Annotated in this window: 14 protein-coding genes; all 14 read left to right on the top strand. The window is 62.9% G+C overall.

What is annotated here, in order from left to right; all coding sequences use genetic code 11:
• The first annotated feature begins 148 nt into the window (after positions 1–148).
• The 14 genes from C3E77_RS15770 to C3E77_RS11725 all read left to right on the top strand — a co-directional run bounded on the left by C3E77_RS15770 (position 149) and on the right by C3E77_RS11725 (position 14,548).
• Complete coding sequence (locus C3E77_RS15770; RefSeq protein WP_108391814.1) at positions 149–622, top strand: prepilin-type N-terminal cleavage/methylation domain-containing protein; 474 nt, start codon at positions 149–151, stop codon at positions 620–622.
• 106 nt (positions 623–728) lie between these two features.
• Positions 729–2,141, top strand: a complete 1,413-nt coding sequence (locus C3E77_RS11785; RefSeq protein WP_418288043.1) for a prepilin-type N-terminal cleavage/methylation domain-containing protein — start codon at positions 729–731, stop codon at positions 2,139–2,141.
• Positions 2,141–2,848 (top strand): PilW family protein, encoded by a 708-nt coding sequence (locus tag C3E77_RS11780; protein ID WP_108391812.1) that lies wholly within the window; start codon positions 2,141–2,143, stop codon positions 2,846–2,848. The genes C3E77_RS11785 and C3E77_RS11780 overlap by 1 nt, the downstream gene beginning before the upstream one ends.
• Positions 2,849–2,904: 56 nt before the next feature.
• Positions 2,905–4,635 (top strand): hypothetical protein, encoded by a 1,731-nt coding sequence (locus tag C3E77_RS11775; RefSeq protein WP_234031198.1) that lies wholly within the window; start codon positions 2,905–2,907, stop codon positions 4,633–4,635.
• The gene (locus tag C3E77_RS11770) at positions 4,632–5,486 is read left to right on the top strand and encodes a prepilin peptidase (protein WP_108391810.1); all 855 of its coding nucleotides are present in this window, start codon (positions 4,632–4,634) and stop codon (positions 5,484–5,486) included. Before C3E77_RS11775 ends, C3E77_RS11770 begins: the two co-directional genes overlap by 4 nt.
• 21 nt (positions 5,487–5,507) lie before the next feature.
• The gene (gene pilM, locus C3E77_RS11765; protein WP_108391809.1) at positions 5,508–6,557 is read left to right on the top strand and encodes a type IV pilus assembly protein PilM; all 1,050 of its coding nucleotides are present in this window, start codon (positions 5,508–5,510) and stop codon (positions 6,555–6,557) included.
• A complete protein-coding gene (locus C3E77_RS11760) occupies positions 6,554–7,300 on the top strand; it encodes a PilN family protein (protein ID WP_162924996.1) in 747 nt (248 codons plus the stop codon). The genes pilM and C3E77_RS11760 overlap by 4 nt, the downstream gene beginning before the upstream one ends.
• A 2-nt stretch (positions 7,301–7,302) precedes the next feature.
• On the top strand, positions 7,303–8,004 hold the full coding sequence (locus C3E77_RS11755; protein WP_108391807.1) for a hypothetical protein: 702 nt from the start codon (positions 7,303–7,305) through the stop codon (positions 8,002–8,004).
• Between the two features lie 411 nt (positions 8,005–8,415).
• The gene (locus tag C3E77_RS11750) at positions 8,416–10,185 is read left to right on the top strand and encodes a DUF222 domain-containing protein (protein WP_162924995.1); all 1,770 of its coding nucleotides are present in this window, start codon (positions 8,416–8,418) and stop codon (positions 10,183–10,185) included.
• Positions 10,186–10,512: 327 nt separating this feature from the next.
• Positions 10,513–11,328: an amino acid ABC transporter substrate-binding protein gene (locus tag C3E77_RS11745; protein ID WP_108391805.1), complete on the top strand. Its 816-nt coding sequence runs from the start codon at positions 10,513–10,515 to the stop codon at positions 11,326–11,328.
• A gap of 25 nt (positions 11,329–11,353) precedes the next feature.
• Positions 11,354–12,088, top strand: a complete 735-nt coding sequence (locus C3E77_RS11740) for an amino acid ABC transporter permease (protein WP_108391804.1) — start codon at positions 11,354–11,356, stop codon at positions 12,086–12,088.
• Positions 12,075–12,863, top strand: coding sequence for an amino acid ABC transporter ATP-binding protein (locus C3E77_RS11735; protein ID WP_108391803.1), 789 nt, complete (start codon positions 12,075–12,077; stop codon positions 12,861–12,863). Before C3E77_RS11740 ends, C3E77_RS11735 begins: the two co-directional genes overlap by 14 nt.
• Positions 12,864–12,953: 90 nt before the next feature.
• A complete protein-coding gene (locus C3E77_RS11730) occupies positions 12,954–14,099 on the top strand; it encodes a transporter permease (protein WP_108391802.1) in 1,146 nt (381 codons plus the stop codon).
• A complete protein-coding gene (locus C3E77_RS11725) occupies positions 14,099–14,548 on the top strand; it encodes a hypothetical protein (protein ID WP_108391801.1) in 450 nt (149 codons plus the stop codon). Before C3E77_RS11730 ends, C3E77_RS11725 begins: the two co-directional genes overlap by 1 nt.
• The last annotated feature ends 4 nt before the right edge of the window (positions 14,549–14,552 follow it).

The following is a 14,552-nucleotide window of genomic DNA, read 5'->3' as shown; positions in this document are numbered from 1 at the left end:
ACCGCCCCCGCTCTGGGGTGGCGAAATGCTCAAGTCACCCCTGTTCGCGTGTCCAACCTGAGTGTTTCCTTCACGTAAGGTCAGAGACGGGGGGCCACCGGGCTTTCCGACCCATAAATCAGTACCGCTTAGTCAGAAGGAAAGCCTCATGGTTTCTCGCATCAACGCCGCGCTCGCGGCTCGCTACAAGGCCATTCAGGAGAAGGAAAAGGGCTTCACCCTGATCGAGCTCCTGATCGTCGTCATCATCATCGGCGTCCTCGCCGCAATCGCCATCCCGATCTACATGGGTGTTCAGGAGAATGCCAAGGACAGCGCTGTGCAGTCGGACCTGACCAACGCGAAGATCGCCGTTGTCGCGTACCAGACCAATGGCGCGGCTGCACTCACGGCCACCTCGCTGGATCCAGCGGCAACCACCGGGGCTGGTGCGGAGCTCGCAAAGCTTGGTCTCACCAAGAGCAAGGAAACCGGCTCACTCACGTTGAAGAAGATTCCTACCTCCGCAAGCCCAGCGTTCTGCATCGAAGGGGCGCGTACGGGGACGGACGGCAAGAAGTTCCACGTAACCGATTCGTCGGGAGTAGAGTCCGGGCCCTGCACTGGCACCACCGCTGGCTAGCAGCTTGAGAGGGTGGGGCGTCGCCGAGAGGCGGCGCCCTCGCTTATTTTCCTTATGCACCCGTCCCGCAATCCCCTCAGGCGCCCTACTCGAAGGAGGGATAGCTGTGCACCGAATCCGTTCTCATTTTCCGAGTGAGCGTCGCGAAGGCGGCATGACGCTCATCGAACTCCTCGTTGCGATGATGGTCTTCGCGGTCATCGCCGTTGGCGTGTCGATGTCTATCACGAGTGTTCTCTCCACGACCTCGGGGTCGCGCGCGCGGGTCGTAGCCACCAACCTCGCTGCCAGTGACATTGACTTCGTCAGATCGCTCGACGACGTCTTCGACGTGCTGACGGAAACGTATGAGAGGGAAGTGGACGGCACCCGCTTCACCATCAACCGTTCGACCTCCTGGATTTCGACGGCGGGCACCGATGTGCGCTGCGACAGCGCAGGCGGGGCGCTGCAATACAAACGCGTCAATGTGACCGTTACCTGGCAAGGGAATATGTCGACCGAAGTTCGGGCGGACACCATCCTCACACCGGGGAGCAGGATCAATGAACCCACAACGGGCACGATCCTCGTCTCTGTGAAGAACGCTGCCGGCGCGGGGACCCCCGACGTGAAGGTCACCGCAACGCAGACCTCGGAGGGCGGTGCGATCACAGAGACTCCTCCGCTGACCGACGCCGACGGCTGCAGCTACCTGCTCAAAGTCGTACCGGGAACGTACACGGTCAAGCTCGAGAAGACGGGGAGTGTTGACAACCTCCACAACCCCACCCCTGAGAGCGTCGTCACCGTGCTGAAGGGCCAATCGACGTCGGCGTCGTTCGCGTATGACGCCGCCGCGAGATACTCCGTCACGTATGCCGCCACGCCCACTCCGGCTGCGCCCTTGCCGGGCGCCATCAAGATCCCAACAAACATGGAGGTCAGCGTGCTCGGCGGAGGCCCTCCCGTAGTGCGAGCGCTGTCGTCGACGATGAACCTCTTTCCAGCCGGCGCTGGGTACCAAATGATCGCGGGCGCATTCATGCCCGAAACGATTGAGGAAGCGGGTGCGCCCGCGGCAAAGGAATCGTGTATGGTCGTCGATCCCACCTCCTGGGTCGACGACGAGACCGCCACGCCGCCGCGAGTAGGGCAACTGCCGAACCTCGTCGCGGCCAAGCCGCCGGCGAGCACTGCTATTACGGTACCCATCGGCGTGGTCTCCATCACCGGAGATTCCGAACAGCGGTACCTCTTCGCCGAGAGAATCACGACGCCGGAAGTGTCGGCCAGTGGCCAGCCCGCCTGCACGGATGCCGTCACATATTCTTTCGGAGACACGGTGATTCCGCAGGGCACGAATAAGACAGTAACGGTGGGTCTGCCGTTTGGCACCTGGAAGTTGTATACGAGTCCGAGGTCCAACGGGACTAATCCCACGGCCCTCGACACAACGCGGGTGACCGTTCGCACCTCGACGCCGCCGCCGCCCGGCTCGAAGACGTTCACTCTCGATCCGCGCACGGCGCTCCCGTGATGACCAGCAGAAAGCGAGTCGCTGTCCTCGCCGCGCGCGCGGCGGCCGAGCGTGATCGCGGGATTTCTCTCATCGAACTCATCATCGCGATGGTGCTGTTATCCATAGTGACCACCGTCGTCGCCGCCCTCCTCATCAGCTTGACCAATGCCGCGACCATGAGCCGGGGAATCGACGCCAGTAGTAAGACGGCGTCCAATGCGATGAATGATCTGGCTCTCGTTATTCGAAACGGTTCGACTGTTCCCGTGAAGAACAACATCATCCCCCTCGCGGCCTTCGTTGCTGGAGGCCCCGAATCCTTGACGATCCATTCGATTCTGGGCGGGTCTGGTTTGTCGCTCTCTCCGGTGAAAGTGAAGTTCACAGTTAATGCCAAGCGCCAGCTCATAGAACAACGGTGGACGGCAAAGGTGACAGACGGATATTTCTCCTGGCCGGCAGACGCCGCGATGACTTCTCGGAACCTCAGTGGTTCGTTGCTCATCCCGAAAGACGAGGAGCGGCCTCTCTTCACCTATCTCGACGAGAAGAGGAATCCGATCGAGATGAGCGCCGGGAATCAATTGTCAGCTCCGAACCTCGGAAAAGTCCGTTCGGTATTGATCACGATGCGCGTCGAAGCCGAGGGCGGCGCGAAGGGGCAGATCATCGAACTTGAGAACATCGTCGGCGTACCTAACCTCGGAGAGGTCAGTGCAGAATGAGACATGCCGTCGGCCGATTCTTGCGGCTCAGGGGAGAAAGCGGAGCAGCCCTCGTCATGGTCATCGTCTTGGGAGCGGTGATGATGATGGTGGCGACGACAGCCGTCACTATCGCCGTCAGCGGCGCGCGTAGCTCGAAGTCGAGCGAAGACTGGAATGCTGCCCTTGCAGCGGCGTACGCGGGGGTCGACGAATACCAGAACCGGCTCGCAAACGACAGCACGTACAGCAAGTACGGCAATCCAGCATCCGCTTTTTCGTCGGCCTCCGGAAGCACCGTCACTCTTCCGACGAGTCCGGAGAATCCGGCCTTCGGCAGCGGAGTCGCCGGAACGTGGGGCACAGTTCCCGGTAGCGACGATCGAGCCTCTTTTCGCTACGAGGTCGACAATTCGAAATACACGGCGAACGGGGTGCTAACCATTCGTTCAACCGGGCGGGTCGGGACGGCGACCAGGACCGTAGTCGCCGATCTCAAGCAGAAGGGTTTTATCGACTTCTTGTATTTCACCGACTACGAAGTCAGAGATCCGAGCCAGGGTGGTAAAAGCTGCACACCGACCTACAGCTGGAAGGCAGGGAACTCGTGCGACACCATTCAGTTTTCTTCCACTGACGTCATGGATGGCCCCATGCACTCGAACGACACGCTCCGGCTGTGCGGACGGTTTAAGGGCGAAATAACCACTGCCAACAACAAGACGCCGAAGAACTACGAAAATGCCTGCTCGAATCCCGTATTCGATGCCGGTGCCCCGAAGACCAGCCAGACCATCGGGATGCCGCCCACGAACGCGGAAATGAAACGCGAGACGCGGTCCGACCTGAAGCAGGACGTCCCCAGGCCTGGATGCCTCTACACCGGACCCACCCAGATTTCCCTCAACGGGGCGACGGGCAAGATGACGGTTAAGTCGCCATACACGCAATTCACGAACACCGCCGGTGACGACTCCGCGGTCGGATCTAACCCGGACCAATGCGGAAGGCCCGGAACAGAACCCGGTGGGCTGGGGTCGGCCACAGGCGCGACTATCGATGTCGTCGATCAGAACCTCCTTTACGTGCAAAGTGTGCCGTCTGTCGACACCGACAAGAACTACACCCAGCCGGGTACCTATCCGGCGAATTTTGTGTGCTCCAACGGGGATTCCAACACGACGAAAGGCGGATGGGTGTTCTCGTCAGACAGCACCGTCTCCCAGTACCCGATGAAAAACGAGGTTGCGCCCGCGGCCGTTAAGCCCGCCCACTATGGGTGCCGCAACGGTGACGTTTACGTGGCCGGACAGCTCAAAGGGGCCATGACGATCGCTGCGCAAAACTATGCCTACGTCGTGGGCGATCTCACCTATACGGATGCCGGGACGGACATTCTGGGCCTGGTCGCCAACGCGATCTGGGTCTGGAACCCGATCGAGTGCACCCAATATGAAGTGAGGAACGGGAGGTACACCACGACCTGTGAAAGGTCGAAGTTCGCACTGGGGCAGGATCGGACGATCAATGCTGCACTCCTCGCCGTGACGAACTCGTTCTCTGTTCAAAACTACGACAAGGGCTCAAGTAAGCGCGGCACGCTCACGGTGAATGGCGCCATCGCGCAAGTATTCCGTGGGCCTGTGGCGACTACGGGCAGCTCCGGCTATGACAAGAGCTACCACTATGACCGACGACTGCGAACGACGGCACCACCCAAGTTTCTTTCGCCGACGTCGACGACGTACGGTGTCAGTCAGATCGGAAGTGTTGGCACGGCATTCAACGCTGACGGGTCGACCCCATGACCCCCGCCGAGTTCAGCATTCCGCTGACGTTTCTCGCTGTCGCGGTCGGCATTTTCGGCCTCCTCGTCGGCTCCTTCCTCAACGTGGTCGTCTACCGCGTGCCGAACGGCATGTCCGTCGTCGCGCCACCGAGCGCGTGCCCGGGGTGCGGCTCCGAAATCAAGCCGTACGACAACGTGCCTGTGCTGTCATGGCTCGCGCTCCGGGGCAAGTGCCGGAGCTGCAAAGAGCCCATCTCGGCGCGGTACCCGCTCGTGGAAGCAGGCGTCGGTGTCTTCTTCGCTGTCGTTGCCGTGTGGTGGTGGCTGTATTCCAGCGCGTCTGCGACCTCGACCAGCGGCATCGTCGCGAACGTGCTCGTGCTCGTCGCTTTTCTCTGGCTTGCGGGCGTCAGCGTCGCTCTCGCGCTGATCGACCTGGATACGCACAAGCTTCCCAACGCAGTCGTCTTGCCGAGCTACCTCGTCGGCGGAGTTTTGCTGGCGGCCGTCGGCATCCTGAATTCGGATTTTGACTCGCTGATTCGGGCGGGTATCGGGATGGCGGCGCTGTGGTTGGCGTACTTCCTCATGGCGATGCTGTACCCCGGCGGTATGGGATTCGGCGACGTCAAGCTCGCCGGTGTGCTCGGACTGTACCTCGGCTTCGTCGGTTGGGGTGCTTTGTTTGTCGGCGCATTTGCCGCGTTCTTCTTCGGCGGGCTGTTCGCGACCGGGCTCCTGCTCGCGCGCAAGGCGGGCCGCAAGAGCGGTATTCCGTTCGGGCCATGGATGCTCATCGGCGCCTGGACCGGCATTTTCTTTGGCACCGCGCTATGGAAGTCCTATCTCTCGCTGCTCGGCGTGGCGTAGGTAGAAAGTAAGAGGAGAAGCATGTCAGCAACAATCGTGGGTATCGACATCGGTAGCGTCGCTATCCGCGCCGTCGAGCTGAAAGATGCCGATAAGGCGCGCCCCACTCTCCTGCGCTTTCACGAGCTTCCGCTGCCGACGGGGGCGGTGAACCGGGGTGAGGTGATCGAGCCGAGCACCGTGTCATCCGTGCTCAAACGGCTGTGGTCGACCGGCGGGTTCAAGAGCAAGAACGTGGTGATCGGCATGGGCAACCAGCGGGTGCTCGCTCGAGACCTGACCCTGCCGCGGATGTCACAGGAACGGATCCGCGAAGCCCTCCCGTTCCAGGTGCAGGAACTGCTGCCGGTTCCGGTGGCCGACGCCATGCTCGACTTTTATCCCGTCTCCGAAGGCCAGTCAGACACGGGCCCCGTTGTGCACGGGCTGCTCATCGCGTCGATCAAGGAAGCCGTTATGGGAAACGTCCGCGCGGTCGAGAAGTCAGGGTTGACCACGAAAGAAGTCGACCTCATTCCGTTCGCCCTTGCCCGGGTCCTGCTTCGTGGGGACCAGGCGAACGGGACCGTCGCGATCGTCGACATCGGAGCATCCGCCACCACCATCGTTATTGCGACGAACGGGGTGCCGCAGTTCCTGCGCATCATCCCTGCGGGTGGCGATGACCTCACCACGGCGCTTGCGCAGCGGCTGGAGACCACCCCGGAGCAGGCCGACGGACTCAAACGCGGGCTCGGCCTTCGGACGAGTGTCGACGACCCGCAATACCAGTACCCGATGGAAATCATCAACGAGGTGACGAGTGAACTGCTGATCAGCGCGCGCAATACGCTGGAGTATTTCAGCCAGTCGCGGCCGGAGGCATCCGTCGACCGCATCCTGCTCACGGGCGGGGGAGCGAACCTCGGCGGGCTGCCTGACGCGCTCGCCGAATTGACGCGCACGCGCGTGATCCAGGCAGACCCGTATGCGGGCATCGCGTTGGGGAAATCATTCAACGCGGACGAATTGCGCGAGCGCCAGGCTTCGATTCTCGTGGCTCTCGGACTCGCGCTGGGGAGCAAAGCATGAGCAAGAGTACAGAGTCGCTGGTAATTGGAGGAGTGCCGCGGGCGGACCTGTTGCCGCTCGAGATCCGGGCTGTGCACCGCGGCAAGCGGGGCATGCGCTCGATGATCTACGCAACGCTCGGAGTTGTTCTGCTCGTGTTTGTTGCGACCGGGACGTCGTTCTACTTCGCGCTTACCGCGCAAATCCAGTTGCAGGCCGAGCAGAACCGTACGGCGGAGCTGCTGCTCGAGCAGCAGAAGTATGCGGATGTGCGCGTCGTGCAGGATGCGCTCGCCACAGTGAAGGCCGGCCAGATGGTCGGATCGGCGACGGAGATCGACTGGAAGGCGTACATCGACCAGATCGAGGCGACCCTGCCCCCAAACGTTCTTGTTGTCGAGATCGCGATCGACGGGGCGTCGCCTCTTGTTGATTATGGACAGCCGAGTGCACCGCTGCAGGGCATGAGGGTGGCGACGCTGACATTCGGGGCGGCGACTGTTGCGTTGCCGGATACTGACGCGTGGCTCGTTGCCCTGTCGAAACTGCCGGGGTATACCGATGCGAATCCTGACTCGATCACCCTCGAGGAGGAGACCGGGTTGTACAAGACCGTCGTGACCATGCACATCGGTGAGGGCGCGTGGTCACAGCGTTACGTGCCTGAGGACCAGAAGGTTGATCCGAACGCGGAGGCCGATGGAGAAGTTGACGCGGATGCTGACGACTCCGGCGATGCTGCGAACGGTGAGGGTGGCGAGTAGTTATGGACAAGTACAAGCTCTGGGTCCTCGGCCTCGCCGTCGTTATGGTCGGCATCCTCGCGATGGGGTGGTTCGTCGGTGTTGACCCGCAACTGCAGGCGAAGGCCGCCGCCGACGAGCAGCGGGTTTCTGTGGAAGCGCAGAACGACGCGACCGTTCAGACGATCGCCAAACTGAAAGGCGACTTTGAGAGCATCGATGCGCTGCGGGCTGAGCTTGCTGGTTTGCGAAGCTCGATCCCTGCAGACGGAGATCTTCCTGCGTTTCTGACCCAGCTCGACACTCTGGCAGCTGAGAGCGGGACGACGGTTACGTCCCTCACGGTGGCCGAGGCGATCGAATACACGGCTCCGGAAACGTCGATTGCCCCGCCTCCGGCGGAGGCTCCGGCTGAGGATTCAGGCGAGGAAGCTGCGGAAGGCGACGAAGCTGCTGAAACGGATGCCGCGGCATCCGAACCAGAAGGGCCTGAAACTCCCACGGTCATCACCGATGCTCGCATCTCCGCTGAGAACTTTGTGGCGATTCCGATCACGGTGAACGTGCAGGGCGATCGTGACGGCGTGCGGTCGTTTGTTGACAAGCTGCAGCACGGGCCTCGCTTGTTCATGGCGACGCAACTGTCGATGGCGCCGAAAGACGACGCGCCGGAGCTGTTAGTCACCGTGGTGACCGGGTATATCTACACGCTGCTGGAGAAGTAGGGCTGCGGGCCGGCTCCCGATGCGCGCGACGCGCGGGGATGGTCGAGTGAAGATATGTTCTAATCTTTTACGGAAAACGCTTCTCTAATATCGAATCTCTTGGTATCATGAAGTATGGCAAAGGTGTCCGAGCAGATTCGAGAGGTCGCCCTTCGGGTGTGTGACCAGATCGCCCGGTATGAGGACGCCATTGAGGCGGTTGGTCGTGCGGCGGGGAATGCCGCGGGGCCGGAGCCAGCGTCCGGTCCTGAACCTGCGTCAGGATCGTTACGGGGTTCTGGCAGGGGCGGATCTTCGTCTGCTGAGGTTTCGACCGGCATCACCGAGTTCGGTGGTGCCGGTTCGTCGTTTAAGCGGCCGCGATTTGTGCCGGTGGAGCCGGAGCCGGAGCCGGAGCCGGAGCCGGAGCAGATGAGCCCTCGTGTAGGCGGTGGCGGTGTTGGCGTTGTTGCTGGCGCTGCTGGGACTGTCTCCGACGCTGACCTGCCGTTATCGATGGTGTTGGAGCGGGCAGCGAATGCCGAGCTGGAGGAGTTGCTGCGCAACGCGGCGCGGGCGAAGTCCGAGCTGGATGCGGTGATCGCGGCCGGTGCTGGGGTTGCGGCGAAGCGGTCGGCGCGTGATCTGGGTTATTCGGGGTGGGCGCAGTCGACCGGGGATCGCACGGCGGTGAATCTGGTGCAACGGTTGACCGGGTCGACGAAGTCCGAGGCGTTCCGGCAGGTGCGGCTCGGCGAGGCGATGGGTGAAGCGGATGCCGCCACCCACCCGACCGGGTTAGGCTCCGGCACTGGTCCTGGCAGTGGCCCCGGTGTCGACGGCTCGGATGAGCCACTGGTTGATCTTGACGGGAACATCCTCGTTGATCCTGATGCCGACCCCGAGGCGGACAAAGACCGCGCTGCGGTGTCGGTATTGCGTCCGGTGCCGGTGGTGCCGTGGCACGAGCCGATCTCTCGGGCAGCGCGGGAAGGTGTGATCCGGTCCGAGGCGGTAACGATCATCATGCGGGGCCTCGGGGTGCCGAATGAGCGGGTGGATGTGGAGATGCTGCGCGCGGCAGCGGTGGAGCTCATTGCGGATGCTGCCGGTGTGAACGCTGACGAGCTCGGCGCACGTGCGCGGCATCTGCGGGACCGGATTGATCCGGCCGGGGTGCAGTTGCGGTGGGATGAGCGGTTCGCGAACCGGAAGTGGCGGTTCGGCCGCAACGACGACGGCACGAAAACGGCGTACGTGGCCTTCGATGAGGAAGGCGCCGCCTGGGTGGAGTCGATCGTGGGTGCGGCGTTGCGGCCGCGCCGGGGCGGCCCGCGGATGGTGGATCCGGTCGAGGCGGAACGGGCCGAGAAACTCCGGGTTGATGAGCGCAGTAACGACCAGATCGTGTACGACATCCTGATGGGTGCGATGCGCACCGGTGTGCAGGCCGACCCGACCGCAACGTATGGGTCACGCCAACCCGGGATCCGGGTGGTGATCACCGAACCCAACCTCGACAACCGCACCACCGACAGTGACGGTACTGACGGTGAAGGTGCGGAGCACCTGGTCGGTACCGGCTATCTCGAAGACAGTAAAGATGCGGTTCCGGGCAGTGTGATCGAGAAGCAGATCTGTATCTCCGGGATCTCACCGATCCTGATGGACACTTCCGGCACGATCCTCGACGTCGGGCGGGAGCAACGACTGCATACCCGGAAGCAGCGGGTGGCGATGGCGGTGCGGGACGGTGGGTGTCGGATCGAGGGGTGTGAGTGTCCGCCGTCGATGACCGAAGCGCACCACATCAACGAATGGGTCGCCCACGAGGGCTGCACCGATCTCGCCGATGGGATCCTGTTGTGTCCGTATCACCACACTTTGGTGCACACGTTTGGGTATCGGGTGGTTCGGATCGAGGGTGAGTATTACCTGATCCCGCCGCCGGGCGAGAACGGGGAACGGATCCCGATCCGGATGCCCTCGAAATCACCGCTGGAGAAGGAACGACTCCGCCTGGCCGGGATCAAAGCAGCAACCGACGCCGCGGACGCCGCAGCACGAGCCGCCGCCGCCGGGAGAGGCAGTGCTGGGGCGGGCGTTGCCGGTGGTGGCGGTGACCGGGCGGTTAGACCCGGTGGTCAAGGGCCGGGGGAGAGCTCCGCCCACCTGCCAACCCAGCACACCCGCACCGCGTAGTCGGCTGCACCGCGTAGGTGCAGCTGAGGGCGAGCATGAGCATGTCTGGGGATTGGCGTCCGGCCCGCCCGGTCGGCCGAGTGCAGGTGCGGAATTCGAGCGCAAACTGGAGCTCGGGGTTCGAATATCAAATAAATCTGCGTGCACAGGCATAAACCCGAGCAGTCGACGGTTCTATTCAAAGTAATAAATACCTGTCACGTCAGAGTAATAGTCCGTCACGCGAATTTGTCTGCCGACCGAGTCCACTTAGGGTCGTAAGTTGGCGCATCCGCTGGATTGATTGATCGCGATGCCTCCACAAAGTTGAAAGGTAACACCCACGTCATGAACTCACGCCGTCTCACCACTGTCTTCGCAGCAACCATCGTTGCCGGTCTCGCTCTGTCGGGCTGCTCGGCTGATGCAGGCGGAGGATCAGCCAAGGAGACGAGCGGAAGTGCACTCGAGCGTGTGACCGAAGCCGGGACTCTCGTCGTCGGAACCGAGGGAACCTACCGCCCGTTCAGCTTCCACGAAGGCGGAGCCGGAGACCTCACCGGGTACGACGTTGAGGTGGTCACCGCCGTCGCCGACCAGCTCGGACTCGACGTGGAATTCGAAGAAACACAGTGGGACGGCATCTTCGCCGGTCTCGAAGCTGAGCGCTTCGACATCATCGCCAACCAGGTCTCGATCAGCCCCGACCGCGAAGAACAGTACACACTGACCGATCCGTACACGGTCTCACCGGGCGTCCTGATCGTTTCCGAAGACAACACAGACATCACCTCGCTCGAGGACCTCGCCGGCAAGACCACAGCCCAGTCGCTCACGAGCAACTGGTACAAGGTTGCCGAAGAAGCAGGGGCAACGGTCGAAGGCGTTGAGGGTTGGGCCCAGGCCATCGAACTTCTCGAGCAGGGACGCATCGACGCCACGGTCAACGACAAGCTCACCTACCTCGACTACCTCAAGGGAAAGCCTGACGCCCCCATCAAGGTAGTCGCCGAAACCGAAGACCCGTCTCTCAGCGCCTTCGCCCTGAAGTCGGGCAGCGATGACCTCGCCGAGGCCATCAATGAGGCTCTCGCCGAGCTCGCCGCAGACGGGACGCTCGCCGAGATCTCCGTGAAGTACTTCGGCGAGGACGTGAGCAAGTAGTCCCCGCGGCTGGGACACTGCCCTCATGACCGAGTGGCAATTTCTCAACGTCACGCTGTCGGCACCCGCGCCGACAGCGGCAACGGGCGGAGCGACAGAGTCCGGTTGGACTCTGTTTCTCAGCTCGTTCTGGCCGCTGTTGTCTGGAGCAATCACCGGCACGATTCCCCTCGCGCTGATCTCGTTCGCCGTCGGACTCGCGCTTGCGCTTCTCGTCGCGATCATGCGGCTTTCGCGAAACCGGCTCGTGTCGAGCATCGCCCGCGTCTACATCTCGATCATTCGCGGAACGCCGCTCCTCGTCCAGCTCTTCGTCATCTTCTACGGGCTGCCGTCAATCGGCGTCACCATCGACCCCTGGCCCAGCGCGATCATCGCCTTCTCGCTCAATGTCGGCGGTTATGCGGCAGAGGTCATCCGCGCGGCCATCCTCTCGGTGCATCAGGGGCAGTGGGAAGCCGCATACACAATCGGGATGTCGCGAGCGCGAGCCCTGCGACGCGTGATTCTGCCCCAAGCGGCGCGGGTTTCCGTGCCCCCGCTGTCGAACACCTTCATCAGCCTGGTGAAGGACACCTCTCTCGCATCGCTGATCCTGGTGACGGAGATGTTCCGCCAGGCCCAGAAGATCGCATCGTTTACGTCCGAGTTCATGCTGCTGTACCTCGAGGCCGCGCTCATCTACTGGCTGATCTGCCTGGTGTTGTCATCGGGGCAGAGCCTGCTCGAAAAGAGGTTGGACCGCTATGTCGCTCACTAACACCGGCCAGGACGCACCGCTTCTCGAGGTGACCGGCCTCTGCAAGAAGTTCGGCACGCACGAGGTTCTTCGCGGCATCGACCTCTCCGTCGACCGCGGCAAGGTTCTCGTGCTCATCGGGCCATCCGGCTCCGGCAAGACCACGGTGCTCCGCTCGATCAACGGCCTGGAGATCCCGGAGGCCGGTGTCGTCACCGCGGCAGGCGGCATCCGCGTGGACTATGCAGCAAAGCCGGCGAAGAAGGACATTCTCGCGCTCCGCAACCGCACGGCCATGGTGTTCCAGCACTACAACCTGTTCCCGCACATGACGGTGCTCGAGAACATCATCGAAGGCCCGGTCCAGGTCAAGGGTGTCCGGAAGGCGCAGGCGGTCAGCGAGGCCGAAGCCCTGCTTGAACGCGTCGGCATGGCGGAGAAGCGCGACGTCTACCCGTTCCAGTTGTCGGGCGGACAGGCGCAACGTGTCGGTATCGTCCGGGCACTGGCTCTCAAACCGGACCTGCTCCTGTTCGATGAGCCAACGAGCGCGCTCGACCCCGAACTCGTCGGAGACGTACTCGTGGTCATGAAGGAACTCGCCGATGAGGGCTGGACGATGCTCGTCGTCACCCACGAACTCGCATTCGCGCGACAGGTCGCTGACGAGGTCCTCTTCATGGACGAGGGCGTCATTATCGAGCGTGGTACCCCGAGCCAGATGTTCTCGGCGCCGCGCGAAGAACGAACCAAGCAGTTCCTGCACCGCGTTCTCCACCCGCTGGATGACGACTAACTCCCGCGCGTTAGGGCTTCGCGGGAGCCTGCTCGCGCTACAGTGACCACAAAGGGGGCACTGTACGCCCCGAGCAACGAGGAGCGTCACATGAGCAACACAACCCCGGAACCCGACAAAGAGATCCGCGACGGATCGAACCCGGAGTCGCACACTGCGGACCAGTTGCCTCGTGAGGGCGACACGGCTGTTGCGCCCACCGTGGATCCCGCCGACGACCGCGAGATCGTCATCGACTACGGTTCCGCTGTTGACCCCGAGTACGTTGAGCCTGAATACGTTCAGCGCGAGCATGGTGAGCCTGCGTTTGTTGACGCCGCTCCCGTTGACGCCGACCGCCCGGCAGAGTCCGACGCGCGCGTCGCATCGTCGAGCGAGCCGAGCGTGTTGACCCAGGCCGACCTTCGCGAGGACGAAATTCGTGCAGCCGAGGCAGGAACCGGTGCTGTCCCCGCCGAGCAGACCGTTGCGCAGCGCCTCGCTGCCGAGCGCGAAGCCGCTCGTGCAGAAGCAGAACGCGCAGAGGCCGCGCGTGCAGAAGCAGAACGCGCCGCAGAACGCGCTGCCGCGGCTCGCGCAGAAGCCGACCGGCAAGATCAGGCCGACCGGGAGCGCAACGATCGCTCTGACCGGAACTCCGACGACAACGGCACGCGGGACACAGCAACCGCCTCGGCTCCGGCCGCCGTTCGCCAGCCGATCTACGTGCAGGCGCCGTCGAAACCGAAGCCCAAGAGCAACCGCGGCTTCGGCATCGCCGTCTCGCTCCTCGCTACCGCGGTGTTCGCCGCCCTGTACGCCGGCATCCTCGCCCTGATCCTCGTCGTCAACAACGGTTCCGTCGACGTTCTGGGGGATGTCCTGGCCAAGGCACCGTACTGGATTCCCGTCATCTTCTTCTTCCTCGCCATGGCCCTGCTGGTGGCGGTCGTCAACCGCGGCGGCTGGTGGGCCTACGTCCTGGGCGGCTTTGCCGTCGCGGCGATCGTCTATGCCTCGTTCCTCGGTGGAGTGCTCGTCGACCAGGCAAACAACATCACCCCAAATCAGGTGTCAGAGACCGTCCGCCAGGCACTGCTTTCGCCCGCCGCCATCATCTCGTTCCTCGTCGCACGAGAGGTGCCGATCTGGTTCGGTGCGTGGATTGCATCGCGCGGACGCAAGGTCAGGGAGCGCAACGCAGAGGCTCAGGCCGAGTACGAGCGCATTCTCGAGCAGGGGCCCGTGGTCTCTTAGTGAGCGGCAATCCGCAATCGCCTGGGCGTCTGCTGGCCGTAGCTGTCGGGTATCTCGTCGTGCTCGGAGGAGGCGCGTGGGCCCTCAGCGTCGGACTCGGTGAGCCGATCGGGGGCAGTGATTACGCGGCCTGGCTCCCACCGGTCATGATCATCGCCGCGGTGGCGGGCTGGCTCGTCGTGCTGCTGCGGTTGCCTGAGGGTGTCACCGGGGTTTCGCGATATCTGCTCCCAGCCGTGGGTGCGGGTGGTGCATTTCTCCTGGCCGCGCTTGTGCTTCACGGACTCGGCAGTGGCGACCCCCTCAAGGGACCGGCCCTGGCGCTCGCACAGTCCGGGTATCCAACTGTGTATCTGGCCGTCGCGCTCGCATGCGTCGCGACCGCCACAGTCGGAATGGGGACTAGTCCACATCGTGACGCCGAAGGGCGGAATCGGCCGATAGTGTGACAGT

The organism is Mycetocola zhujimingii (genome assembly GCF_003065425.1).
Classification (GTDB): domain Bacteria; phylum Actinomycetota; class Actinomycetes; order Actinomycetales; family Microbacteriaceae; genus Mycetocola_A; species Mycetocola_A zhujimingii.
Note: the sequence above shows the minus strand (reverse complement) of the source record. Positions and strands in the feature narration are given on the sequence as shown.

What these genes read in the sequence shown, in the direction of transcription:
- C3E77_RS11740 (WP_108391804.1), top strand. Translation starts at nt 11,354, where the DNA reads ATGACCGAGTGGCAATTTCTCAACGTCACGCTGTCGGCACCCGCGCCG.
- C3E77_RS15770 (WP_108391814.1), top strand. Translation starts at nt 149, where the DNA reads ATGGTTTCTCGCATCAACGCCGCGCTCGCGGCTCGCTACAAGGCCATT.
- C3E77_RS11755 (WP_108391807.1), top strand. Translation starts at nt 7,303, where the DNA reads ATGGACAAGTACAAGCTCTGGGTCCTCGGCCTCGCCGTCGTTATGGTC.
- C3E77_RS11735 (WP_108391803.1), top strand. Translation starts at nt 12,075, where the DNA reads ATGTCGCTCACTAACACCGGCCAGGACGCACCGCTTCTCGAGGTGACC.
- C3E77_RS11775 (WP_234031198.1), top strand. Translation starts at nt 2,905, where the DNA reads ATGGTCATCGTCTTGGGAGCGGTGATGATGATGGTGGCGACGACAGCC.
- C3E77_RS11745 (WP_108391805.1), top strand. Translation starts at nt 10,513, where the DNA reads ATGAACTCACGCCGTCTCACCACTGTCTTCGCAGCAACCATCGTTGCC.
- pilM (WP_108391809.1), top strand. Translation starts at nt 5,508, where the DNA reads ATGTCAGCAACAATCGTGGGTATCGACATCGGTAGCGTCGCTATCCGC.
- C3E77_RS11760 (WP_162924996.1), top strand. Translation starts at nt 6,554, where the DNA reads ATGAGCAAGAGTACAGAGTCGCTGGTAATTGGAGGAGTGCCGCGGGCG.
- C3E77_RS11730 (WP_108391802.1), top strand. Translation starts at nt 12,954, where the DNA reads ATGAGCAACACAACCCCGGAACCCGACAAAGAGATCCGCGACGGATCG.
- C3E77_RS11750 (WP_162924995.1), top strand. Translation starts at nt 8,416, where the DNA reads ATGAGCCCTCGTGTAGGCGGTGGCGGTGTTGGCGTTGTTGCTGGCGCT.
- C3E77_RS11770 (WP_108391810.1), top strand. Translation starts at nt 4,632, where the DNA reads ATGACCCCCGCCGAGTTCAGCATTCCGCTGACGTTTCTCGCTGTCGCG.
- C3E77_RS11780 (WP_108391812.1), top strand. Translation starts at nt 2,141, where the DNA reads ATGACCAGCAGAAAGCGAGTCGCTGTCCTCGCCGCGCGCGCGGCGGCC.